At 69.5% G+C, this 23,864-nt stretch carries 17 protein-coding genes; 12 read left to right on the top strand and 5 right to left on the bottom strand.

What is annotated here, in order from left to right; all coding sequences use genetic code 11:
* Positions 1 to 20: 20 nt before the first annotated feature.
* Positions 21 to 635, top strand: a complete 615-nt coding sequence (locus PQV94_RS02435; protein ID WP_274287216.1) for a hypothetical protein — start codon at positions 21 to 23, stop codon at positions 633 to 635.
* A gap of 59 nt (positions 636 to 694) precedes the next feature.
* Here PQV94_RS02435 and PQV94_RS02430 read toward each other — a convergent pair whose 3' ends face one another.
* Complete coding sequence (locus PQV94_RS02430; protein WP_274287215.1) at positions 695 to 1,075, bottom strand: hypothetical protein; 381 nt, start codon at positions 1,073 to 1,075, stop codon at positions 695 to 697.
* Positions 1,076 to 1,161: 86 nt separating this feature from the next.
* Here PQV94_RS02430 and PQV94_RS02425 point away from each other — a divergent pair, with 86 nt between their 5' ends.
* Positions 1,162 to 2,208, top strand: a complete 1,047-nt coding sequence (locus PQV94_RS02425) for an LLM class flavin-dependent oxidoreductase (protein WP_274287214.1) — start codon at positions 1,162 to 1,164, stop codon at positions 2,206 to 2,208.
* A 100-nt stretch (positions 2,209 to 2,308) separates the two neighbouring features.
* Here the strand turns inward: PQV94_RS02425 and pheA are convergent, their stop codons facing one another.
* Positions 2,309 to 3,262: a prephenate dehydratase gene (gene pheA, locus PQV94_RS02420; protein WP_274287213.1), complete on the bottom strand. Its 954-nt coding sequence runs from the start codon at positions 3,260 to 3,262 to the stop codon at positions 2,309 to 2,311.
* 107 nt (positions 3,263 to 3,369) lie between these two features.
* Here pheA and pgm point away from each other — a divergent pair, with 107 nt between their 5' ends.
* Positions 3,370 to 5,013 (top strand): phosphoglucomutase (alpha-D-glucose-1,6-bisphosphate-dependent), encoded by a 1,644-nt coding sequence (gene pgm, locus PQV94_RS02415; protein ID WP_274287212.1) that lies wholly within the window; start codon positions 3,370 to 3,372, stop codon positions 5,011 to 5,013.
* 168 nt (positions 5,014 to 5,181) lie between these two features.
* On the opposite strand, the gene PQV94_RS02410 is transcribed toward pgm, so the two are convergent.
* Positions 5,182 to 9,303: a glycoside hydrolase gene (locus PQV94_RS02410; protein WP_274287211.1), complete on the bottom strand. Its 4,122-nt coding sequence runs from the start codon at positions 9,301 to 9,303 to the stop codon at positions 5,182 to 5,184.
* 301 nt (positions 9,304 to 9,604) lie between these two features.
* A complete protein-coding gene (locus tag PQV94_RS02405) occupies positions 9,605 to 10,648 on the bottom strand; it encodes a LacI family DNA-binding transcriptional regulator (protein ID WP_274287210.1) in 1,044 nt (347 codons plus the stop codon).
* A gap of 120 nt (positions 10,649 to 10,768) precedes the next feature.
* Between PQV94_RS02405 and PQV94_RS02400 the strand changes: the two genes are divergently transcribed.
* From PQV94_RS02400 to galE, 6 genes are all read left to right on the top strand, one after another.
* Complete coding sequence (locus PQV94_RS02400; protein ID WP_274287209.1) at positions 10,769 to 11,689, top strand: carbohydrate ABC transporter permease; 921 nt, start codon at positions 10,769 to 10,771, stop codon at positions 11,687 to 11,689.
* A complete protein-coding gene (locus PQV94_RS02395; RefSeq protein ID WP_274287208.1) occupies positions 11,686 to 12,564 on the top strand; it encodes a carbohydrate ABC transporter permease in 879 nt (292 codons plus the stop codon). The genes PQV94_RS02400 and PQV94_RS02395 overlap by 4 nt, the downstream gene beginning before the upstream one ends.
* Before the next feature lie 87 nt (positions 12,565 to 12,651).
* Entirely contained in the window at positions 12,652 to 14,001 is a 1,350-nt protein-coding gene (locus tag PQV94_RS02390) for an ABC transporter substrate-binding protein (RefSeq protein WP_274287207.1), read from the top strand.
* A 74-nt stretch (positions 14,002 to 14,075) separates the two neighbouring features.
* Entirely contained in the window at positions 14,076 to 15,593 is a 1,518-nt protein-coding gene (gene arfA / locus PQV94_RS02385) for an arabinosylfuranosidase ArfA (protein WP_274287206.1), read from the top strand.
* A 17-nt stretch (positions 15,594 to 15,610) separates the two neighbouring features.
* Positions 15,611 to 17,356 carry a glycoside hydrolase family 35 protein gene (locus tag PQV94_RS02380; protein WP_274287205.1) on the top strand — a complete coding sequence of 582 codons (1,746 nt, stop codon included), beginning with the start codon at positions 15,611 to 15,613 and terminating at the stop codon, positions 17,354 to 17,356.
* A gap of 27 nt (positions 17,357 to 17,383) precedes the next feature.
* Complete coding sequence (gene galE / locus PQV94_RS02375; protein WP_274287204.1) at positions 17,384 to 18,358, top strand: UDP-glucose 4-epimerase GalE; 975 nt, start codon at positions 17,384 to 17,386, stop codon at positions 18,356 to 18,358.
* A gap of 514 nt (positions 18,359 to 18,872) precedes the next feature.
* On the opposite strand, the gene PQV94_RS02370 is transcribed toward galE, so the two are convergent.
* Positions 18,873 to 19,889, bottom strand: a complete 1,017-nt coding sequence (locus tag PQV94_RS02370; RefSeq protein ID WP_274288207.1) for a LacI family DNA-binding transcriptional regulator — start codon at positions 19,887 to 19,889, stop codon at positions 18,873 to 18,875.
* Positions 19,890 to 20,028: 139 nt separating this feature from the next.
* On the opposite strand from PQV94_RS02370, the gene PQV94_RS02365 reads away from it, so the two are divergent.
* The 3 genes from PQV94_RS02365 to PQV94_RS02355 are packed head-to-tail and all read left to right on the top strand — an operon-like array spanning position 20,029 to position 23,815.
* Positions 20,029 to 22,035: a beta-galactosidase gene (locus PQV94_RS02365; RefSeq protein ID WP_274287203.1), complete on the top strand. Its 2,007-nt coding sequence runs from the start codon at positions 20,029 to 20,031 to the stop codon at positions 22,033 to 22,035.
* A complete protein-coding gene (locus PQV94_RS02360) occupies positions 22,032 to 22,931 on the top strand; it encodes a carbohydrate ABC transporter permease (RefSeq protein WP_274287202.1) in 900 nt (299 codons plus the stop codon). Before PQV94_RS02365 ends, PQV94_RS02360 begins: the two co-directional genes overlap by 4 nt.
* Entirely contained in the window at positions 22,928 to 23,815 is an 888-nt protein-coding gene (locus PQV94_RS02355) for a carbohydrate ABC transporter permease (RefSeq protein WP_274287201.1), read from the top strand. The genes PQV94_RS02360 and PQV94_RS02355 overlap by 4 nt, the downstream gene beginning before the upstream one ends.
* The last annotated feature ends 49 nt before the right edge of the window (positions 23,816 to 23,864 follow it).

Here is a 23,864-nt window from a genome sequence, read left to right as displayed (position 1 = left end):
GCGCCCTGGAAGGACCCGACATGCCCCGCATCGCACGCCGCGTGAGCTTCCCTGTCCTGGCCGCAGCCGCCCTGTGCCTGGCGGGATGCTCGGCGGCCGCCGATGTGTCCCCCGTCGAGGTCGGTGACGCCCCGGCTGAGGCGACCGTGCCCGGCACGGCATTGTCGATCGGCGACACCGCGTGGGTGAAGGTCCCGGGAGCGAGCGGCGAGGAGGAACTCGTCGGCGCGACGGTGCTGTCGATGGACCCGATCGACGCCGACCGCATCGAAGGCTTCGCGCAGACGGCGGAGGTGGCCAGCCGGCATCCGTTCGCGATCGTCGTCCAGTACACGTGGACACCGGTCAGCGAGTACGACAGCACGCCGCGAACCGTGCCGCTCATCCCGTTGGAGTCCGACGGATCGTTCGCAGGGTGGCTCGCGAACGACGTCGGCAACGTCGCGATGGGCGACGCCGACGCGTGCGGGCTCACGCTGCCCGAGCCGAAGGACGGGACCGCACTGGAGTGCTGGGTCGCCCTGACGACCGGCGCCGATCTGGGTGGCGTCGAGTTCAACGGCACCAGCCGAACGGCGACCTTCCCCGACGAGGATCACCCCTACGCCGAGCAGCCCGTGACCTGGAAGCCGTAACCGCCGCTGCGATCCGGCGCACCGCGGAATGCGGCGGCCCGCATAGGCCGTGAACACCACTACTCTCGCGTGCGACGGCGCGGTGCGAGCGCGAGCGCAAGCGCGCTGCCGAAGACAGCGGCGAGCAGCATCCACGTCGAGCGCTGCCGCTGAGCGTCGGCGCAGACGTCATGCACGTTCGATACGACGGAGCTCATCTGGTCGGCCGTGGGCGACCGGCCATCGTCCAGGTAGCCAACGGCGACGAGCCACTCCTCAGCGATCTCGTTCTGCTGCGGCGTGAGATTCGATACCAGGCTCACGCCCTCGAGCGGAGCGAGCACCGCTCGGCACTCGATCGAGCCCACCCAGTTGGACAGCGCGGCGGATGTCGGAGCGAACCCCAACCACGCCACGCCCGCCACCGTCACCACGGCCACGGCCGCGCTCAACCAACGCATCGCTCCCCCTCGCATGAGTCCCACCATATTCAGCATCGCCGGGTCGCCGGGGAATGCTCCCACGGCCGCTTCGGTTGCTCTCTTGGATGAGCATCACCGTTTCCGTCCTCGACCTCGTTCCCGTGCACACCGGCCAGACCAGCGCGCAGGCCGTCGCCGCATCCCTCGACCTCGCGCAGAGCGCGGACGAGCTGGGCATCGGCCGCTACTGGTTCGCGGAGCACCACAACATGCCCGCGGTCGCCTCGACGAGCCCGCCCGTACTCATCGCCGCCGCTGCCGCACGAACGAAGCGGATGCGGGTCGGCTCGGGAGGCGTGATGCTCCCCAACCACTCGCCCCTCATCGTCGCCGAGCAGTTCGCGGCGCTCGAGGCTCTCGCGCCGGGCCGCATCGACCTCGGCATCGGGCGTGCGCCGGGCAGCGACCCTGTCATCACCCAGCTGCTGCGCCGCAGCGGCACCACGAGCGATGTGGAGCAGTTCCCGCAGCACATCTCCGACATCCTCTCGCTCACGAGCGACGCGGGCGCCACGGTGCGCTTCACCTCCGGCGACACCTACAGCGTGCACGCGACGCCGGCCGCGACGACTCTCCCCGAGGTGTGGCTGCTCGGCTCGAGCGACTACTCCGCGCAGTTGGCCGCGGCATCCGGCCTGCCCTACGTCTTCGCGAACCACTTCGCCGGCGACGGCCTCGAGCGCGCGCTGACTCTGTACCGCGACCAGTACCAGCCCTCCGAGGCACACCCGAGCCCGCGCACCTTCGTCACCGCGAACGCGGTCGTCGCTCCGACGGAGACCGAAGCGTGGGAGCGTGCGCTGCCGCAGTTGCGCATGATGTCCCGCATCCGTTCCGGCCGCCCGCTGGTGCCGATGGAGACCGTCGAGCAGGCGCGGGATGCGGAAGCGCACGACAACCTCGCCGCGCACATCATCGACAACGCCCGGCGCACCTGGTTCGTCGGGGCGCCCGAGCAGACCGCCGATGCGCTCCGCGCGTTCTCGGCCCGCTATGGCGTGGACGAGATCATGGTCTCGCCCGTGGCCGGCGCTTACGACGCGGAGCCGATGGACACCGCGGGCGGGCGCGTCCAGACGCTCGAGCTGCTCACGCCGCTGCTCGCCGCCTGAGCCCGCCGGGTCAGGCTTCGGCCGGTCGGACCGCTTCCCCTGTCACAGATCGACGTCCGCGGCGCGATCTGTGACAGGTGAGCCTCGCGAGGCGGGGAGGTCAGGCCTCGGGTTCTCCGCTGACCAACGCGCGCAGCCAGTCGCGGGCCTCGACGAACACGTCGTCGGAGTACCGCTCGGGGTAGCGGTTGATGGCGCGGTCGGCCCGCGGGTACGAGCCGAGGAAGATCACCTTCGGGCTGAAACGGCGCAGCCCCATGAGGGCGTCGGCCACACGCTCGTCGAGGACGTGCCCGTCGGCGTCGATCACGAATCGATACCGGCCGAGGGCATCGCCGATCGGACGGGATGCGAGCAGCGACAGGTTGATCCCGCGCGTCGCGAACTGCTCCAGCATCTCCATGAGCGCACCGGGGTACTCCTCCGGCAGCTCCACGATGAGCGAGGTCTTGTCGGCTCCGGTGGGTGCCGGCGGCGCCACCGTGCGGGCCACGAGCACGAAGCGGGTGACGGCGTCCTTCTTGTCGCCGACGCCCTCCGCGAGCAGGTCGAGCTCGTGGTGCTCGAGGATGCCGGGAGGGGCGATGGCCGCATCCGCATCGCTGGTCCCGTCGAGCAGTCCCAGGGCGGCGGCGACGTTGCTGGATGCGGGCAGGTGGGCGTGCGCGGGAAGCTCTCGGCTGAGCCACTGCAGGCACTGCGCGTAGGCGACGGGGTGCGCGGCGACCAGCGAGACGTCCTCGAGGCGCTGTCCGGGCCGGCCGACGAGCACGAAGTTGACCGGCACGAGGTACTCGCCGATGATGCGCAGCCCCGGCATCGTGGCCAGCGCGTCCTGCGCCGTGGAGACCCCGCCGTCGACCGAGTTCTCGATGGCGATCATCGCCGCATCCGATCGACCCTCGACGACGTCCGCGAGCGCCTCGCCGACGTTGCGCACCGAACGCCAGATCTGACCGCGCGCCTCGGGGACCTGAGCGAGGGCCGCCTCCGTAAAGGTTCCGGCCGGACCCAGATAGCTGTAGGTACGACGGTCGACGGATGCGGTGCTCACGGGCACTCAGCCTAGACCGCACCCGACGGCCTCCGGTGAACAGCCGAAATGAGGCCGCTGTGGGCGCGGAGAGTGACGACACCCTGCCGGCACGGCAGACTAGGGGCATGAGCCGTGCCGGACAGCCTGCTGAGCCCTCTGATCTGATCGACATCGACGAGCTGATCGCCGCCTACTACGACCTGAAGCCCGACGCCTCGGTACCCGCGCAGCGGGTCGTGTTCGGAACGAGCGGACACCGCGGGTCGAGCCTGTCGACCAGCTTCAACGAGAACCACATCCTCGCCACCACCCAGGCGATCGTCGACTACCGCGCGGGTCAGGGCATCACCGGTCCGCTCTTTCTCGGCCGCGACACCCACGGCCTGTCGCTGCCGGCCGAGCGAACCGCCATCGAGGTGCTCGTCGCCAACGGCGTGGACGTGCGCGTCGACGCCCGCGACTCGTGGGTTCCCACCCCCGCCCTCAGCCACGCGATCCTCACCTACAACCGCGATCGCGCCGCCGACGACACGGGGCGTGCGGACGGCATCGTCGTGACGCCCTCCCACAACCCGCCGCGCGACGGCGGTTTCAAGTACAACCCGCCCCACGGTGGTCCCGCCGACACCGATGCGACCTCGTGGATCGCCGATCGCGCCAACGAGCTCATCGCGGCCGGGCTCGAGGGCGTGAAGCGCACCCCCTACGCCGACATCGACGGCGACACCCTCGCGCAGTACGACTTCCGCGAGGCGTACGTGCGCGACCTCGACGCCATCATCGACATCGAGGCGATCAAGAGGGCCGGCATCCGCATCGGCGCCGACCCGCTCGGCGGCGCATCCGTGGACTACTGGGCGCTGATCGCCGAGCACTACGGCCTCGACCTCACGGTCGTGAACCCCGACGTCGACCCGACGTGGAAGTTCATGACCCTCGACTGGGACGAGAAGATCCGCATGGATCCGTCCTCGCCCAACGCCATGGCAGCTCTCGTCGCCCGGCGTGACGAGTACGACATCCTCACCGGAAACGATGCGGATGCGGATCGCCACGGCATCGTCACCCCCGACGCGGGGCTCATGAACCCGAACCACTACCTGGCGGTCGCGATCGACTACCTGTTCTCGCACCGCCCCGGCTGGCCCGCGGAGGCGGCCGTCGGCAAGACCCTCGTGTCGTCGATGATCATCGACCGGGTCGTCGAGGCGCTCGGGCGCACGCTCTACGAGGTCCCGGTCGGCTTCAAGTGGTTCGTCCCGGGTCTGCTCGACGGATCGGTCGCCTTCGGCGGCGAGGAGTCCGCCGGCGCATCCTTCCTCCGCCAGGACGGCACCGTCTGGACCACTGACAAAGACGGCATCCTGCTGTGCCTGCTCGCCGCAGAGATCCTCGCCGTGACCGGCAAGACGCCCTCGCAGCGCTACGCGGAGCTCGAAGACACCTACGGCGCATCCGTGTACCAGCGCGTCGATGCCCCGGCCACGCCCGAGCAGAAGGCAGCGCTCTCGAAGCTGTCGCCGGATGCGGTCACCGCCACCGAGCTCGCCGGCGAACCCATTACGGCGAAGCTCTCGCACGCCCCCGGCAACGGCGCGGCGATCGGCGGCCTCAAGGTGGTGACGGCGGATGCGTGGTTCGCCGCGCGTCCGTCCGGCACCGAGGACGTCTACAAGCTCTATGCGGAGTCGCTGCGCGGCGAAGCCCACCTGCACGACGTGCAGGACGAGGCCCGTGCCGTGGTGTCCGAGGCTCTCTCCGGCGCCTGACCCGCGTCCGCATCCCTTCTCCGCGAGACTGCATCTCCTTCACGAGATCACTGTGTTTACCCGTGATCTCGTGCGGAAGATGCAGTCTCGCGGTCTTTGGACGGGCAACGGGGTGCGCGCGAAAGGGGGGCGGAGCCGGTGTGCGGCTCCGCCCCCCTTTCCGTGTGGTTACTCCGCGGGTGAGCGGCGGCGTGTGGAGACGCCAACCAGCAGCGAGCCCAGCAGCAGCGCCCCGAGGGCGAACGGCAGGGTCGGGCCGAGGTCGAGACCGGTCAGTGCCAGCGGACCGGATGCGGTACGCACCTCGAGCGGCACCCAGCCGATGACGGCGCCGGACGCATCCGTCACGACCAACCGGTGCTGACCCGCGGGCGCATCCGCCGGGATCGAGACCGTGATCGCGCCCGCCGTCGAGACGACCTTGGTCCCGAGATGCATCGGCGTGGAGAACAGCCACGCGTCGACCGACGAGCCTGCACGGGACGCACCGACGCCGATCGTGACCGATGACCCGGCGGTCACCGCGCTGGGCGCCGTGATGCCGCCGCGCGTCGCATCGGTGAGCGCGGACTCGGCCGGCGCCTGCGGCCCACCTGTCCCGGGCACACCGGGGTTACCGGGCTGACCGGGGTTGCCAGGCTCACCAGGCTCACCAGGGTTGCCGGGGTTGCCGGGGTTGCCCGGGTTGCCCGGGTTGCCGGGGTTGCCGGGGTTGCCCGGAGCGGCGACGACCACGACGGCGGCCGAGGTAGCCGTGCCGGAGGCGAAGCCGTCGGCGGATGCCGTGACGACCGCACGCAGCTCGTGGCCGAGGTCAGCCTCGGTCGCGGTGTAGGTGGCCGCGGTCGCCGACTCGATCGGCTGATCGTCGCGGGTCCAGGCGTAGGTGAGGGCGGCGTCGACAGGGTCGCTGTCCTCGACCTGGGCGGTCAGGGTCGCGCCCACCTCGGCGGCGCCCGAGAGCGACACGGCCCCCGCGACGACGTGACGCGTCACCGTGATCGTGACCGTGCGCGAGGTGCCGTCGACGGCCGTGACCGTGATGGATCCCGCGCCGCCCGCATCCGCGGGCTGCACGATCTCGACCGTCGCCTCGTCGTCGACCGCCACCGCCCCGATCCTCGGCCAGGCAGCCCCGTTCGTGTCGATCGTGTACGCGTCGCGAGCGGGATCGAACCCGTCGAGCAGCGCGCTGTCGACCGTGACGCGTGCAAGGTCGGCGACGCTGGATGCGGACGCCGCGAGCGCGTTGATCTCTACCTCGGAGACGATCATGTGCGTGTTCTCGCGGGCCTGCATGACGATCCGCACCTCGTCGGCGACGATCCCGCCCAGCGGAACCTCGACGACGGGCGCACCGGAGTCCGGCACCGGAACGGCGATGTCCTCGCCGGCGATCCAGCTGCCGCCGGAGGTGCGGTGCTCCACGCGCAGCGACTGTGCCCAGCTCGCCGTGCCGTCGCGATAGAAGTACACCTTCACGTTCGACACCTGCTGCGTCGCGCTCAGCGCGTACGTCAGGGTGTCCTGCGTGTTCTTCGCACCGGAGCGCCAGTTCGACCAGCCCTTGTCGGTCGTGATCCCGTTCTTCGTGCGGTCGACGCTGTAGCTCGGGCTCTCGGTGAACGTCGCCGACGCCTGACTCTCGCCGGCGACGTTGCGCGTACCCGGCGTCGTCACGATGACGCTCAGGCGCGCCTCGATCGCGGCGCCGTCCGGCAGGGTGATCGCTCCGGGAACCGTGACCGTGCCCGGCTGCGCGAAGTCGGCATCGTCGAGCGAGCTGAAGTCCCAGGTCACCGCAGCGTCGTACGCCGTCCCGCCCAGGTGCACCTCGGCGGGCACCGTCGCGGGCGCCGCCGCCTTGAAGCGCTCCAACGTTGCACCGGCGTACGTCGTGATCGAGACAGGGCGCGTGGCGGTGTAGGCCCCGATCTCGACCGTCGCGGCGGCCTCGAAGTCCGCTCCGAACACATCCGTCCCCGTGCCCGGCACCTGCACGGTTCCGGCAGCGGAGAAGTCCGCGCCGGTCAGGTCCCACGTGACGGCGGCGGTGCGCTGCACGCCGCCCCGGTAGTTCAGCGTGACCGTGGCCGGAAGCTCGGGTTCCTCACCGACGGCGGTCGAGGCCGCGACGGGCGTGACGCTCGTCACCCGCGTCGACGCGAGCGTCCACCGCTGGTTGCCGCCGTTGTTCGAGGTCCAGGTTCCCACCGTCGTGCCGTCGGCCGTACCCTGCCCGTTCACATCGAGCACGCGCTCAGCGGACGCGCTCAGCAGCGAGTACGTGCGCCCATCGGTCGTGGAGGGGATCCACTGCAGCGCCGGATCGGATGCGGCGGCGGCCGCATCCGCCGAGACCAGCGTCGTGCTCGTGCCGTTCACGGCGAGGAAGCGCCCATCGCCCGCCTCGAGGGCGATGCGGTGTCGGTTCGTACCCTCGCCCGAGAGAGAGTGCACGGTCCATACCTGCGCGGGTGCCGCATCCGCGGTCGTCGCGCCGGTGCGGATCGCGAGACCGTTGGGGTCGGCCGCGAGAGCCTTGCCGCTCTGCACCCCGAGGAGCTGATAGGTCTCACCGTCTTCGAAGACGGCCGCATCCGCCGCGACGCCCGAGACACCTGACACGACGAGCGTCGTGACCGACTTCGCCGGCAGCGTCACCGTCGCCGACTTGGATGCTGCGTCGACGGGAACGGCGGCACCCTCCACCAGCGCATGGTCGGTGACGTCATCGGCCGACGACTCGGTCGTCACGATGGGGGTGACCGTGGCGCCGGGGGCGATATCGGCGAAGCGGGACAGGTCGACCTGCACCGTGCGCTCGGACGCCTCGGAGTTGATGTGCACCAGCGTCACGCCGTCGCCCTCGGCCGTGAGGGCCGCGGTGGTCTGCGTGTCGTCGGTGGGGATGAGGCGGTCGCCCGGCTCGATGTAGTGCGTGAAGTTGCGCACCGTGTTGAACTTCGAGTTGGTCAGCACCTGGCAGGAGGGGTCTGCGTCGCCGTCGGCGATGCGCCTCTCCGAGTTGCCGTCGGCGTTGCAGTCGAAGTCGATGAAGACGCTGCCCCAGTTGAGCTTCTCGACCTTCTCCATGTTGTAGAGATCCTCGACCGGCTGCCAGAACACCCAGGCGGTGGGCTCGAGCTCGCGCAGGTCGTCGACGATGCGCGTCGCCATTCCGATGCCGTTCTCGATGTTGGTCTGGTTGAACCCGCTGCCGCCGTTCCAGTCGCCCTCGACCTCGCTCATCCACAGCGGCTTGTCGGAGGCCTTGGCGATGTCGCGGACGATCAGTCGGTCAGCCGTGCCGTAGGTGTGCACGTTGAGCTGGTCGACGAGCCCCTTGGACTCGTCGCTCCAGCCGTTCCAGTTCTGCACGAACTTCGACGGGTTGGTTTCATCCATCGCCGAGATGCTCACGTCGGTCGTCGTGCCGGGCTCTGCCAGGCGCGCGGCGAGAGCCTTGATCATCTGGTCCTGACGCGTCGGACCGATGTGGGCGCCCTCCTGACGACTGGCGCTGGTGGGCCACGTCGCGCCGTTCGGGATGCGGGTCTGCCAGTAGTCGGTGTTGGGCTCGTTGAACGGGTCCAACGTGTCGAAGGTGATGCCGTGGGCCTTCTCGAGCTCTTCCACGACGTTCACGAGATAGCTCGAGAATGCCGCCATGTCCTCGGGGGCGAGCTGCTCGCTCGTCGCGTTGTTGATACCGCCCGACACGTACCCGCTCTGCGTGAGGAAGTAGGGCGGCGAGTTGCTGAAGGCCTCCCAGTGGGTGATCTTGTCCTTGAGCGCGTCCAGCCACCAGCGCTGACCGGCATCCGCGTCCCAGTTGTAATGGTCGGGATTCTCGCCGTCCCAGGCGGCCGCGTAGCGGTCGCGGTCGGCGTAGTTCGAGGTGATCTCGCCGTCGTCGTCGCTCTCCCCGAGCTCGGGGTTCCACCATCCGGGGACCGCTCCGCCCGGACGCAGGTACGACGGAACGTCCGTCGCGTTGCCGCCGCCGATGTTGTACCGCGCGATGTTGAGGTTCAGTCCGTCTTCACCGAACACGGCGTCGAACAGCTTCTGCCGCACCTCGGTGGGGTACTCGCCGGTCGCGTTGGCGAACCAGACGAGACTCGTGCCCCAGCCTTCGAACGGGTCCGATGCGACGGCGGGATTCGGGGTGATGCGCACGCTGCTCGCGGCCTGGGCCTGCGGCGGGGACACCGCGGCTCCCGCGACGAGAGCGCCGGCGCTGAGGGTTCCGACGCACAGCAGCGACAGGAATCTGAGGGACTTCATCGTCGATCCTTCCGGCCGCGTCGTCGCAGCCCTGGGGGGATGGTGTTTCGTGTTGACGTAAACATGTTGACGTCAACACGAAACATAGCGGATTCCCAGTCGCCGGCACAACGTCTGCGTCACGCCGTCGCATCGGCGCGCATCCGCCACTCGCCACTCTCCGCGAGACTGCATCTCCGTCACGAGATCACGGTCATTACCCGTGATCTCGTGCTCGAAATGCAGTCTCGCGGAGGGATGGGGGTTCCGGCGCACGCGGCGGGACGGGCGACCCGCTACGGCCAGGCGCTGGGCGCGCGCGTCAGCGGATGCGGGGGCCGGAGCTCTGGCGCACGACGAGCTCGGTCGGCACGAGCGTGCGGTCGTTGGCACCCTCGCCCTCGATCTCGGCGAGCAGGGCCCGGATGGCGCCCGAGCCGACGCGGTCGAAGTGCTGGCGCACGGTGGTGAGCGGCGGCCAGTAGTTGGCCGAGTCGGGCATGTCGTCGAAGCCCACGACGCTGACCTCGTCGGGCACGGCACGACCGGCCTCGTGCAGGGCGCGCACGAGCCCGAGCGCCATCTGGTCGTTGGAGACGAAGACCGCGGTGACCGATTCGTCCTGCGCGAGCCGTGTGCCGATCTCGTACCCCGAATCGGCCGTCCAATCGCCGACCTCGACCTCGGGCACGGGTGCACCGCGGCGCTCGAGCGTCTCGCGCCACGCGTCACGCCGACGCTCGGCCGCGTACGACTCCAGCGGACCCGACACGTGCCACACGGTCTCGTGCCCGAGATCCAGCAGGTGCTCGGTGGCCAGGCGGGCCCCCTGCGCCTGGTCGTTGTCGACGACGGGGTAGGCGTAGGCGGCGTGCGAGTCGACGACCACGACGGGCAAACCCGTGGGCAGGGCGATCTCCGACTCGTCGAGGCGATGCGACTCGATGAGGATGACGACGCCGTCGACGGCATGCTCGCGCAGGCGCACGAAGGCGCCGGAGACATCGGACTGCGACGCCGTCTCGACGGTGATGAGCGTCAGCGAGTAGCCGGCGGATGCGGCGACGGAAGCGACCGCATCCAGCGTCCGGGTATTGCCGTAGCTCGAGAGCGAGAACATGATCACACCGATCGAGCGGAACTTGCCCGAGCGCAGCGCCCGCGCGGCGCTGTTGGGCCGGTAGCCCAGTTCGTCCATGGCGGCGAGGACGCGGGCACGGGTGTCGGGATCGACGTTGGCGCGCCCGTTCGCGACCCGCGAGACGGTCTGGCCGGAGACGCCGGCGAGGGCCGCCACATCCGCCATCGAGGTTTCGCGACGGCGCGCACGAGGTTCGCCCGGTGTTGCTGCCGTGACGTGGCTCATGCCCGGATCCTCCTCGATGTTGACGTTGACATGTTAGCGAGAGCGGAGTTATGTTTACGTCAACATACCGCGGAACCCGAATTCTGCGGAGCATTGCGTTCACAGAAGAGGCATCGGACGATGACGACCACAGCGGCTCCCCCACCCGCGCTGCGCACACCCAAGCGGCGGCGCTTCGCGGTCGACCAGAAGGGCTGGCTGTTCGTCGCCCCCTTCGCGATCGTGTTCGCACTCGTGTTCCTGGCGCCGCTTGCCTACTCGCTGTACCTCAGCTTCTTCCGCGAGCAGATCGTGGGCGGCAACGCGTTCGTCGGACTCGACAACTACTTCACCGCGTTCACCGACACCAAGCTGTGGGACGGCTTCCTGCGCGTGCTGCTGTTCCTGATCATCCAGGTGCCGATCATGCTCGTGCTGGCACTCGCCGCCGCTCTCGCGATCGACAGCGCACGCCTGCACGCCTCCGGCTTCTACCGGATCGTGATCTTCCTGCCCTACGCGGTGCCGGCCGTCGTCGCGGTGCTCATGTGGGGCTACATTTACGGCGACCAGTTCGGTCTCGCCGGCAACATCAACGACCTGTTCGGCGCCCAGGTGATCACACCCTTCGTGCCCGAATGGATGATGGTCTCGATCGGCAACATCGTGACCTGGCAGTTCGTCGGCTACAACATGCTGATCTTCTACTCGTCGCTCAAGACCATTCCGGGCGAGCTGTACGAGGCCGCATCCCTCGACGGCGCCGGCACCTGGCGCACGATCTTCTCGATCAAGCTGCCGGCGCTGCGCGGCTCGATCGTCATCGCCACGATCTTCTCGATCATCGGCAGCTTCCAGCTCTTCAACGAGCCGAACATCCTCAAGCCGCTGGCCCCCAACACGATCACGACGTTCTACACGCCCAACATGTACGCGTACAACCTGTCGTTCGCCGGCCAGCAGTACAACTACGCCGCCACCGTCGCGATCATCATGGGCCTCATCACCGCGATCGTCGCCTACGTCGTGCAGCTGCGCGGATCCCGTCAGGAGATGCGATGACCGCTCCCGCCTTCGCCCGCACGTCGCCGTTCATGCGGCGCAAGTCGCTCATCCTCACCATCGTGATGAGCCTGTTCATCCTCTACACGCTGCTGCCGCTGTTCTGGCTGCTGATCAACGCGACGAAGGAGCAGGGCGACCTGTTCACCACCTTCGGCCTGTGGTTCGGCAACGGGTTCCACCTGTGGGACAACATCGTGGAGACCTTCACCTACCGTGACGGGATCTTCCTGCGGTGGCTCGGCAACACCCTGCTCTACGTCGTCGTCGGCGCCGGCGGCGCGACGCTGCTCGCGACCCTCGCCGGATACGGCCTGGCGAAGTACAACTTCCGGGGCCGCAAGGCGGTCTTCGCGGTCGTCATCGGCGCGGTGGCCGTGCCCGGCACCGCCCTCGCCGTCCCCACCTTCCTGATGTTCAGCCAGATGGGTCTGACGAACACCCCGTGGTCGATCATCATCCCCTCGCTCATCAGCCCGTTCGGCCTCTACCTCATGTGGGTATTCGCCAGCGACGCCGTGCCGACCGAGCTGCTGGAGGCGGCACGCGTGGACGGGGCGGGCGAGTTCCGCACCTTCTTCACGATCTCGGTGAAGCTGCTCACCCCCGGCATCGTCACGGTCGTGCTCTTCACGGTCGTCGCCACCTGGAACAACTACTTCCTGCCGCTGATCATGCTGAGCGACCCGGCCTGGTACCCGCTCACGGTCGGTCTGAACCAGTGGAACGCGCAGGCCACCGGTGCCGCCGCCGAGCCGATCTACAACCTCGTGATCACGGGCTCGCTCCTGTCGATCATCCCCATCGTCGTCGCCTTCCTCATGCTGCAGCGGTTCTGGCAGTCGGGGCTGAGCGCCGGAAGCGTCAAGCAGTGACGAGGGGCACTGTCTGACACCCGATTCCCCCTCACCACCGGCGCGTCCTGCTCCGGCATCCACAACAACGAAGTGAAGGAAAGTCCCATGTCACACATGCGCAAGGGTTCGGTGCTGCGTCGCGCCGCATCCGTCGTGGCCATGACCACCATCGCGGGCATCGCGCTGGCTGCCTGCGCCGGCGGCGGCGGTGCAGCCTCCGGCGGCGGAAGCGCCGACGACCTCGACAAGGCTCTCGAAGCCGGCGGCGAGATCACGTACTGGTCGTGGACGCCCTCCGCCGAGGACCAGGCGGCCGCGTTCATGAAGAAGTACCCGAACGTCAAGGTGAACGTCGTCAACGCCGGCACCAACAAGGACGAGTACACCAAACTGCAGAACGCGATCAAGGCCGGCTCGGGCGCCCCCGACGTCGTGCAGATCGAGTACTACGCCATGCCGCAGTTCGCTCTCACCGACGGCCTGCTCGACCTGTCGTCGTACGGCTTCGGCGACCTCGAGAAGGACTACACCGCCTCGACGTGGGGCTCGGTCGACTTCGACGGCAAGATCTACGGCCTGCCGCAGGACTCCGGCCCCATGGCGCTGTTCTACAACAAGGCCGTGTTCGACCAGTACGGCCTGACCGTTCCCACCACCTGGGACGAGTACATCGAGACCGCGAAGAAGCTCACCGCGGCCGACCCGACCAAGAAGATCACGAACGACACCGGCGACGCCGGCTTCGCGACCTCGATGATCTGGCAGGCCGGCGGCCAGCCGTTCAAGGTCGACGGCACCAACGTGAAGATCGACCTCTCCGACAAGGGCTCGAAGCTGTGGGCCGACACCTGGAACCAGCTCGTCGACCAGAACCTGCTCTCGGACGCCTCCAGCTGGAGCGACGAGTGGTTCAAGGGCCTCGGTGACGGTTCCATCGCCACGCTGATCATCGGCGCCTGGATGCCCGGCAACCTCGAGTCCTCGGTGCCCAGCGCCGCGGGCAACTGGCGCGTCGCGCCCATGCCGACCTACGACGGCACCCCCGTGTCGGCCGAGAACGGCGGCGGCGGCCAGTCGGTCACCAAGCAGAGCAAGAACCCGGCGCTGGCCGCTGCCTTCCTGAAGTGGCTGAACAACGACCAGGAGAGCATCGACATCTTCGCGAAGTCGGGCGGTTTCCCCTCCACCACGGCCGACCTGCAGTCGGACGCCTTCCTGAACGCCAAGAGCGACTACTTCGGCGGACAGCAGATCAACCAGGTGCTCGTGCAGGCCGCATCCGACGTCCGTAAGGGATGGCAGTACCTGCCCTTCCAGGTGTACGCGAACAGCATCTTCAGCGACACCGTCGGCCAGTCCTACGCCAACAAGAGCGACCTCAACGAGGGCCTCATGACCTGGCAGGACCAGCTCGTCAGCTACGGCAACGAGCAGGGCTTCAGCGTCAACAAGTAATCACCGACGAGGGGTGGGTCGCATCGCTTGCCGATCCGACCCACCCCTCGCCGCATCCCGACCCGAAAGCGATCATGACCTCCGCCACCCGCATCGCCGTCGCGACGAACGCCGACGGCCCCGCCGTCCCCCGCCGCGTCTTCGGCACCTTCGTCGAGCACATGGGCCGCTGCGTGTACGACGGCATCCACGAGAGCGCGCACCCGAGCGCCGACGCGAACGGCTTCCGCGCCGACGTGCTCGAGCTCGTGCGCGAGCTCGGTGCGACGGTCGTGCGCTATCCGGGCGGCAACTTCGTCTCGGGCTACCGCTGGGAGGACGGCGTCGGACCGCGCGAAGAGCGTCCCGTGCGCCTGGATGCGGCCTGGCACTCCACCGAGACCAACCAGGTCGGCCTGCACGAGTTCGCCGACTGGGCCGAGTCCGCGGGCCTCGAGCTCATGGAGGCGGTCAACCTCGGCACGCGCGGCGTCGCCGAGGCGGCCGAGCTGCTCGAGTACACGAACCACCCCGGCGGCACCGCACTCAGCGAGCGTCGCCGCCAGAACGGCCGCGACGAGCCGTTCGACATCCGCCTGTGGTGCCTCGGCAACGAGATGGACGGGCCCTGGCAGATCGGCCATAAGACCGCGGACGAATACGGTCGCCTCGCCGCAGAGTCGGCCCGCCTCATGCGCTTCATCGACCCCGACATCGAACTGGTCGCCGCCGGCAGCTCCAACCATGAGATGCCGACCTTCGGCGAGTGGGAGCGCACCGTGCTGCGCCACACCGCCGAGCTCATCGACCACATCTCCGTGCACGCCTACTACGAGGAGACGCCGGGCGACCCCGCCAGCTTCCTCGCCTCGGGCGTAGCTCTCAGCCGCTACCTCGACGACGTCGCGGCGATCATCGACGAGGTGCGCGCCGAGACCGGCTCCACCCGCGCGATCGGCATCAGCGTCGACGAATGGAATGTCTGGAACCAGACACGCTGGAACGAGGTCGACAAGCCGCGCGTGTTCACCGGCGACTGGCCCGTCGCGCCGCGCCTCATCGAAGACGACTACACCGTCACGGATGCGGTCGTCGTCGGCTCCCTGCTCATCACCCTGCTGCGCCACGCCGACCGCGTCTCCATGGCGAACCTCGCGCAGCTGGTCAACGTCATCGCCCCCATCCGCACCGAGCCCGGCGGTCCCGCCTGGCGGCAGACGACCTTCTTCCCCTTCCAGCTGACGGCCGCCGCCGCCCACGGCACCGTGGTCGTCCCGACCGTAGAGAGCGCGTCGATCGAGACCACCAAGCACGGCGCCGTCGCAGCTGTGGATGCGGTCGCCACCGTCGACGGCGACGAGATCGTCGTCTTCGCCGCACACCGCGACCTCGACGAGGCAAGCGAGGTCGTGATCGATCTCGACCGCGAGATCGCCGCCGCCGACGCGCTCGTGGTCACCGTTCCCGAGGGCGGCGACCGCCACACCGTCAACTCCGCCCAGGCGCAGCCCGTCGCCCCCGCATCCCTCGCCACGGTCGTCGACGGCACCCGCGTGCACCTCACCCTTCCCCCGCTGTCCTGGGCGCGCATCACGCTGCGCGCGGCCCGCTGAACGAAACGAAAGAAACCGTGAGCACCTTCACCGTCGGCGAGACCGACTTCCTGCTGGACGGCGAGCCGCACCGCATCCTCTCCGGCGCGCTGCACTACTTCCGCATCCACCCCGATCACTGGGCCGACCGCATCCGCAAGGCCCGCCTCATGGGCCTGAACACGATCGAGACCTACGTCGCCTGGAACGCCCACGAGCCCGTGCGCGGCCAGTGGGATGCGACGGGCTGGAACGACCTCGGACGCTTCCTCGACCTCGTCGCCGCCGAGGGCATGCACGCCATCGTGCGCCCCGGCCCCTACATCTGCGCCGAGTGGCACAACGGCGGACTGCCCGTCTGGCTCACCCGGACGCCGGGCATCGGACTGCGCCGCTCGGAGCCGCAGTACATCGAGGCCGTCAGCGAGTACCTGCGGCGCGTGTACGAGATCGTCGTGCCGCGTCAGATCGACCGCGGCGGCAACGTCGTGCTCGTGCAGATCGAGAACGAGTACGGCGCCTACGGCTCCGACAAGGAGTACCTGAAAATCCTCACCGACCTCACGCGCGAAGCCGGGATCACGGTGCCGCTGACCACCGTCGACCAGCCAGAACCGTGGATGCTGGACAACGGCAGCCTGCCGGAACTGCACCTCACCGGCTCGTTCGGCTCGCGCGCCGCCGAGCGCCTCGCGACCCTGCGCGAGCACCAGCCGACCGGCCCCCTCATGTGCTCCGAGTTCTGGGACGGCTGGTTCGACTGGTGGGGCGGGGTGCACCACACGACCAGCGCCGCCGCATCCGCCGCCGAGCTCGACGCCCTGCTGGCCGCCGGCGCGTCCGTGAACATCTACATGCTGCACGGCGGCACCAACTTCGGCACCACGAACGGCGCCAACGACAAGGGTCGCTACGCACCGATCGTCACGTCCTACGACTACGACGCCCCGCTGGACGAGTCCGGCTACGCGACCGAGAAGTTCCATGCGTTCCGCGAGGTGCTCGCCAAGTACACCGATGTCCCGCCCGAGTCGGTGCCCTCGCGTCCCGCAGCCCCCGAGCTGTCCGTCGCGCTCACCGCGGCCGGCGACTGGCTCCCCGCATCCGCCGGACCCGCGAGCGTCGAGCCCTGCACGTTCGAGGACCTCGGTCAGCTCGGACCCCTCGTCCGCTACGACGCTCCGCTGCCCGCGGCGGCCTTCGGAGACGACGACTCCGCGGTCCTCGCGTTCGCCGAGGTTCGTGACCTCGCATGGGTGTCGGTCGACGGCGTCACGGTCGGACGGCTCTCGCGGGCACTGCACGAGCGCACCCTGACGATCCCTCGCGGCGCACACCTCACGGTGCTCGTGGAGGACCAGGGCCGCGTCAACTACGACCACCGCCTCGGCGAGACCAAGGGCCTCATCGCCCCCGTCACCCTCGGCGGCAGCGCATTGACCGGATGGACGGGGACCGTCGTCGACGTGGAGCGCATCGCCGCGAGCATCAGCGCGGCCGCATCCGGATCCATCGCCGGGCGCACGGCGCTGCGCGGCACCTTCCCGCTCGAGAGCCCCGCCGACCTGTACCTGGACACCGCATCCTGGGGCAAGGGCTTCGCGTTCGTGAACGGCTTCTTCCTCGGGCGCTACTGGGTCAACGGCCCGCAGCGCACGCTCTACGTGCCCGCGCCGGCGACCCGCGCGGGCGAGAACGAGATCGTGGTGCTCGAGCTCGAGCAGGTGGCGAAGGCCGTGGCCTCGTTCGTCGCCGAGCCCGACCTCGGCCACCGTGAAGAGTGAGCGCCCGACTCGGGCAGGATGGATGACATGACCTGGCTTGTGACCGGCGGCGCCGGATACATCGGCGCGCACGTGGTGCGCGCCCTCACGGCGGCGGGCCTCGCCCCCATCGTGCTCGACGACCTCTCCAGCGGTCACGCCGCATTCGTACCCGAGGGCGTCCCGTTCGTCCGAGGCTCGATCCTGCAGCGCGACCTCGTCGAACAGACCCTGCGCCAGTATGAGGTGACCGGCGTCATCCACGTCGCCGGGTACAAGTACGCCGGCGTCTCGGTGAAGCGCCCGCTGCACACGTACGAGCAGAACGTCGAGGGCACGCGCGTCGTGCTCGCCGCGATGGCGGCGGCAGGCGTCGACAAGCTCGTGTTCTCCTCCAGTGCCGCCGTCTACGGCACCCCTGACGTGCCGCTGGTCGTCGAGGATCTGCCCAAGCGCCCGGCCTCGCCGTACGGCGAGTCGAAGCTGATCGGCGAGTGGCTCATCCGCGACCAGGCCGTCGCGACGGCCGACGAGGATGCGCCGCTGCGGCACACCTCGCTGCGGTACTTCAATGTCGTCGGCTCGGGTGACCCCGAGGTCTACGACACCAGCCCGCACAACCTGTTTCCCATCGTGTTCGAGAAGCTGATCGCGGGCGAGACCCCGCAGATCAACGGCGACGACTACGACACGGAGGACGGCACCAACGTGCGCGACTACGTGCACGTCGCCGACATCGCCGCCGCTCACGCCGTCGCCGCCCGCCGGCTCGCCGCGGGCGAGCCGCTCGAGGCCGCGTACAACCTCGGGTCGCAGAACGGCCTCTCGGTACGCCAGATCATGGACGCGATGGCCCGCGTGACCGGCATCGACTTCACGCCCGTCGTCGGCCCGCGCCGCGCCGGCGACCCCGACCGCATCGTCGCCACGGGCGAGCTCGCCGCGCGCGACCTCGAGTGGGCGAACCGGTACTCGGTCGACGAGATGGTGCGCTCGGGCTGGGAGGCCCGCCGCCGGGCCTGACCACCGCACGTCGAGCGGGCGTCCGCCGCCGCATCCCTCCGGATCGCGGCCGCGGACGCCCGTTTCAGGTTTCCGGGCGGTGCGGTTCCGGGTCGTTGCTGTTCCGTGCGGGTGCCGGTTCCGTGCGGGTGCCGGTTCCGTGCGGGTGCCGGTTCCGTGCGGGTGCCGGTTCCGTGCGGGTGCTGACGGAGCTGCGCGCCCGAACTCCTGCACAACCGGCGCGCAGCCCCCGCATCCGCCCCCGACGGGCGATTCTGCAGGAGTTCGGGCACGGATGCGGCCGCCACCACCCGACCCGCGCCAGGATCAGCTCCGACCGCGCCGCCCCGACACCCCAGCCAGCACAACTCAGCCAGCACCGGCCCGCTCGGGCGGGGCAACCCCGGCACCGGCACGTTCCGGCCGAACTGTGCACCCGAACTCCTGCACAACCAGCGTGCAGCCCCCGCATCCGCCCCCGACGGGCGATTCTGCAGGAGTTCGGGCACGGATGCGGTCGCCACCACCCCGCGCGTCAGGCGGAGTCGCGCCAGACCACGGGCGCGTCAAGCAGGATGCCGGTGCGCACGCTCTGGTCGCCGTCGAGCTGTGCGAGCACGGCGGCGGCGGCGGCGGCGCCGAGTCCCTCGGCGGGCTGGTGCACGGTGGACAGCTGGGGCGACGTGCGCGTCGCCCACGCACTGTCGTCGAAGCCCACCACCCCGACGTCCTCGGGGACCCTCCGCCCTGCCGCACGGAGCGCCTGCATGGCACCGGCTGCGACGGCATCGGATGCGGCGAACACGCCGTCGAGGTCGGGGGCGCGCTCGAGCAGGCGAGCCATGCCGGCAGCACCGTCGGCGAAGGCGTACAGGTCGACGGGTTCCACCAGCGCGGGATCGAACGCGTCGCCCAGCGCCGCGCGGAACCCGGCGAGGCGGTCGCTGCCCGAGTCCCGGTCCAGGGCCGCGGCGATCATGCCGATGCGCCGGCGACCCGTCTCGCGGAGTCGGGTGACGACGGCCTCGGCGGCGCCGCGGTTGTCGATGCCGACCCAGGCGCCGCTGATCCCGGGCGGGTGGCCGACGAAGGCGACGGGGAGCCGGAGCCGCTCGACGACGTCGGAGATGGGGTCCTGGTGACGGGCCGAGACGATGACGGCACCGTCGACGAAGCCGCCGGAGAGGTACCGGGCGACCCGGTCGGTGTCGCGTGCGGTGTCCACGACGACGCACACCATCTGGTAGTCCGCCTGCGAGAGCGTCGTGTTGGCACCCAGCATGATGCCGCCGATGTTGGGGTCCTCGAGGAACAGCGAGTGCGGCTCGTGCACGATGAACCCGACCGCCTGCGTGCGCTGGCGCACGAGGTTGCGCGCCGCCGTGTTGGGCACGTACCCGACCTCGCTGATGGCGCGGTGGATGGCCTCGCGCGCCTGCTCCGACACATACCCGCCGTTGAGCACGCGGCTGACCGTGCCCCGGGACACCCCGGCAGCGCGCGCCACGTCGTGCACCGTGGAGCGGCGGGGTCCGGATGGGGATGCGGCCATGGGCGCCAGCCTATCGGCGCTGCTGCGCTTGACGGATGCGGCGAACCGTGACAATCTGTGCACGTTCACAGATTCTCGCCCGAGATTCTTCGCACGCGAATGTGTGCACGTTCACAGCCACGCAAAGGAGCGCCACGGGATGCCCGACGCCGCCCATCTCGCCACCCTCGCCGCAGACGGAATCGTCTTCGGCAGCGACTACAACCCCGAGCAGTGGGACCGGTCGGTGTGGGAAGAGGACGTCCGCCTGATGAACGAGGCCGGCGTCAGCCTCGTGGCCATCAACGTCTTCGGCTGGTCGGACATCAACCCCGCTCCGGGCGAGTGGGACTTCACCGCTCTCGATGACATCATCGAGCTGTTGCACACCCACGGCATCCGGGTGAACCTCGGCACCGGCACCGCCTCCCCGCCGCCGTGGCTCAGCCGCATCCACCCCGAGGTCCTGCCCGTGTCGGAGGACGGCGTGCGCGCCTGGCCGGGCGGACGTCAGGCCTACTGCCCCAGCTCCCCCGTCTTCCGTTCCTACGCCGCCGAAGTCGTCACCAGGGTCGCCGAGCGCTACGGGAGCCACCCGGCGGTCGTCCTGTGGCACGTGTCGAACGAGCTCGGCTGCCACAACGCGCTCTGCTACTGCGATGCGAGCGCCGACGCCTTCCGCGGCTGGCTGCAGCGCCGCTACGAGACGATCGAGGCGCTCAACGACGCCTGGGGCACGGCGTTCTGGAGCCAGCGCTGCGGCACCTGGGACGACGTCCTGCCCCCGCGCCGCGCCCTGTCGCTGCGCAACCCCGGCCAGATGCTCGACTTCCACCGTTTCAGCTCCGACGAGCAGCTCGGTCTCTATCGCGCGGAGGCCGCCATCATCCGCGCGTCGAGCGCGGTGCCGGTGACCACGAATTTCATGGTGACCGCCCACATCCGCAACCTCGACTACTGGTCGTGGGCGGGCGAGATGGACGTCATCGCCAACGACCACTACCTCGACAACCGCCTCCCGCTCCCCCGCGCCGAACTATCGTTCGCGGCCGATCTGACCCGCGGACTCGCCCAGGGCGCGCCGTGGCTGCTCATGGAGACCTCCACCGGTGCGGTCAACTGGCAGCCGTACAACCTCGCGAAGAGCGACGGCGAGCTGCTGCGCAACGTCATCGCGCACGTCGCGCGCGGCGCCGACGGCATCTGCTTCTTCCAGTGGCGGGCCTCCGCGCAGGGTGCGGAGAAGTACCACTCCGCCCTGGTTCCCCACGCCGGCACCGAGACCGAGGCCTGGCAGCGCGTGCGCGAGCTCGGCCGCACGCTCCGCGCGCTCGCGCCCGTCGTGGGCACGCGGGTTCACGCACAGGCCGCCCTCCTCTTCAGCTGGGAGAGCTGGTGGGCCGCGGAGGGCGAGGGGCGCCCGAGCGAGGCGCTCGCCTACCTCGAGCAGGTGCACGCCGCGCACGCCGCGCTGACGGCGGCGGGTCTCACGGTCGACGTCGTGCGTCCTGGCGCCCCTCTCGACGGCTACGACCTCGTCGTCGTCCCCGCTCTCCACCTCGTGCGGGATGCGGATGCGGCGGTCATCGCCGACCGTGCCGCGTCCGGCGCCGCGGTGCTCATCACCTTCTTCAGCGGCACCGTCGACGAGCGCGACGCGGTGCGCCTGGGCGGCTACCCCGGCGCGTTCCGCGACCTGCTCGGAGTCACCGCGGAGGAGTTCGCCCCGCTCGAGCCCGGGCACACGGTGCGCCTCGACTCGGGCGCCGTCGGGAGCGTGTGGACCGAGCGGATGCGGGCGACGGATGCGGAGGTCGTCGACACGTTCGTCGACGGCCCGGCGAGCGGGATGCCCGCCCTCACCCGTCGCACCGTGGGCACGGGCTCCGCGTGGTACCTCGCAACCCAGCCGGACGCGTCCTCCTACGCCGGGATCGTCTCGCGGATGGCGGCGGAGGCCGGGCTCGAGCCCGACGCCTCGCGCATCCCCGGCGTCGAGGTCGTGCGCCGGCGAGGCGAGCAGGGCTCGTATCTGTTCGTCATCAACCACTCAGACAACGAGGTCGCCGTCGATGCCCGCGGCCGCGATCTGCTCACCGACCAGCCGGTCGACGGCACCGCGGTCGTGGCCGCCGGCGCCGTCCGGATCATCGAGGAGTCCCTGTGACCATCACCCACGCGCCCGCGCGGCGCCGGACGCGGGTGCCGCACAAGGCGGCGATCGCGTTCCTGCTGGTGCCGTTCGGCATCCTGTTCACCCTGTTCTACGTCGCCCCGATCCTGTTCGCGATCGTGCAGTCGACCCTCGTCGTGCGCCGCGAGGGCACCTTCGGCAAGGCCGAGCAGGTCTTCGGGGGGTTCGCGCAGTACGTGCTCGTCTTCCAGAACGAGGCGTTCTGGAGCTCGGTCGGGCGGATGCTGCTGTTCGGCGTCGTGCAGGTGCCCGTCATGCTCGGTCTCGCACTGCTGTTCGCGCTGCTGCTGGACTCGCCGCTGGTCAAGGGCAAGCGCTTCTTCCGCCTCGCGTTCTTCGTGCCGTACGCGGTGCCCGGCGTCATCGCCGCGATCATGTGGGGCTCGCTCTTCTCGCCGAACCTGTCGCCGTTCACCGCCCTGACGAAGAACGTCGACTTCCTCGGCGCGGATCTCGTGCTGTGGTCGATCGCGAACGTCGTGACCTGGGTCTACGTCGGCTACAACATGCTGATCATCTACTCGTCGCTGCTGTCCATCCCGACGGAGATCTACGAGGCAGCGCGCCTGGACGGGGCCGGGCAGTTCCGCATCGCCTGGTCGATCAAGATCCCCCTCGTGCGGCCGGCGATCGTGATGACCGCGATCTTCTCGATCATCGGCACGCTGCAGCTGCTGGCGGAGCCGCAGGTGTTCCGCTCCTTCAGCTCTGCGGTCACCAGCACCTACACCCCGAACATGACGGTCTACGCGACCGCATCCATCCCCAACCCGAACCTCGCGGCCGCGTTCTCGGTCGTGCTGGCCGTGACCACGTTCGTGCTCTCGTTCGGATTCATGAAGTACATGCAGCGGAAGGGCAACGCATGAGCGCCACCGTCGCCACCCGCCGGAACACCGGCGCCACCCGTCGCGTGCGCGAACCCCTGGTCTCGCGCGGCTCGGCGATGCTCATCATGGCCGTGTTCACGGTCTACTTCCTGCTGCCGCTGTGGTGGCTGCTGGTCGCCTCCAGCAAGGACACCGGCGACATCCTCACGACCAACCCGCTCTGGTTCGCGGACTTCCGCCTGTTCGCGAACATCGGCGACCTGTTCGCCTACCGCGACGGCATCTACCTGCGCTGGCTCGGCAACTCGCTGCTGTACGCCGGCCTCGGCGGTGCGATCGCGACGCTGCTGGCGGCCATGGCGGGGTACGCCCTTGCGAAGTACCGCTTCCCGGGGCGGGAGTTCCTCTTCAACGTCGTGCTCGGCGGCGTGCTCGTTCCTGCCACGGCGCTCGCTCTGCCGCTGTTCCTGATCTTCAGCCAGGTGCAGCTGACGAACACGTTCTGGGCGGTCTTCCTCCCCTCGCTCGTGAGCCCGTTCGGCGTTTACCTCGCGCGCATCTTCGCCGCATCCTCCGTGCCGGACGAGCTGCTGGAGGCTGCGCGCCTGGACGGCTCGGGCGAGATCCGCACCTTCTTCACCGTGAGCATGCGGCTGATGACGCCGGCGCTCGTGACGATGTTCCTCTTCCAGTTCGTCGCCATCTGGAACAACTTCTTCCTGCCGCTGATCATGCTGCGAAGCGAAGAGCTCTTCCCCGTGGTCTACGGCCTGTTCGGTTGGAACAACCAGCTGAATCAGCTGCCCGAACTGCGCGGACTCGTCCTCATCGGCGCTCTGCTGTCGGTGATCCCCCTGATCGTGACGTTCCTGCTGCTGCAGCGCTTCTGGCGCGGCGGCCTCGGAGCGGGCGCCATCAAGTGACCCCAGACTCCGGGCGGAAGGAACCGCCCGGCCCTCGTCCGACGGAAAG

The organism is Microbacterium sp. Clip185 (assembly GCF_028743715.1).
Taxonomy (GTDB): Bacteria; Actinomycetota; Actinomycetes; order Actinomycetales; family Microbacteriaceae; genus Microbacterium.
The sequence above is the reverse complement of the archived record's forward strand: the minus strand, read 5'-3'. Positions and strand labels throughout refer to the sequence as shown.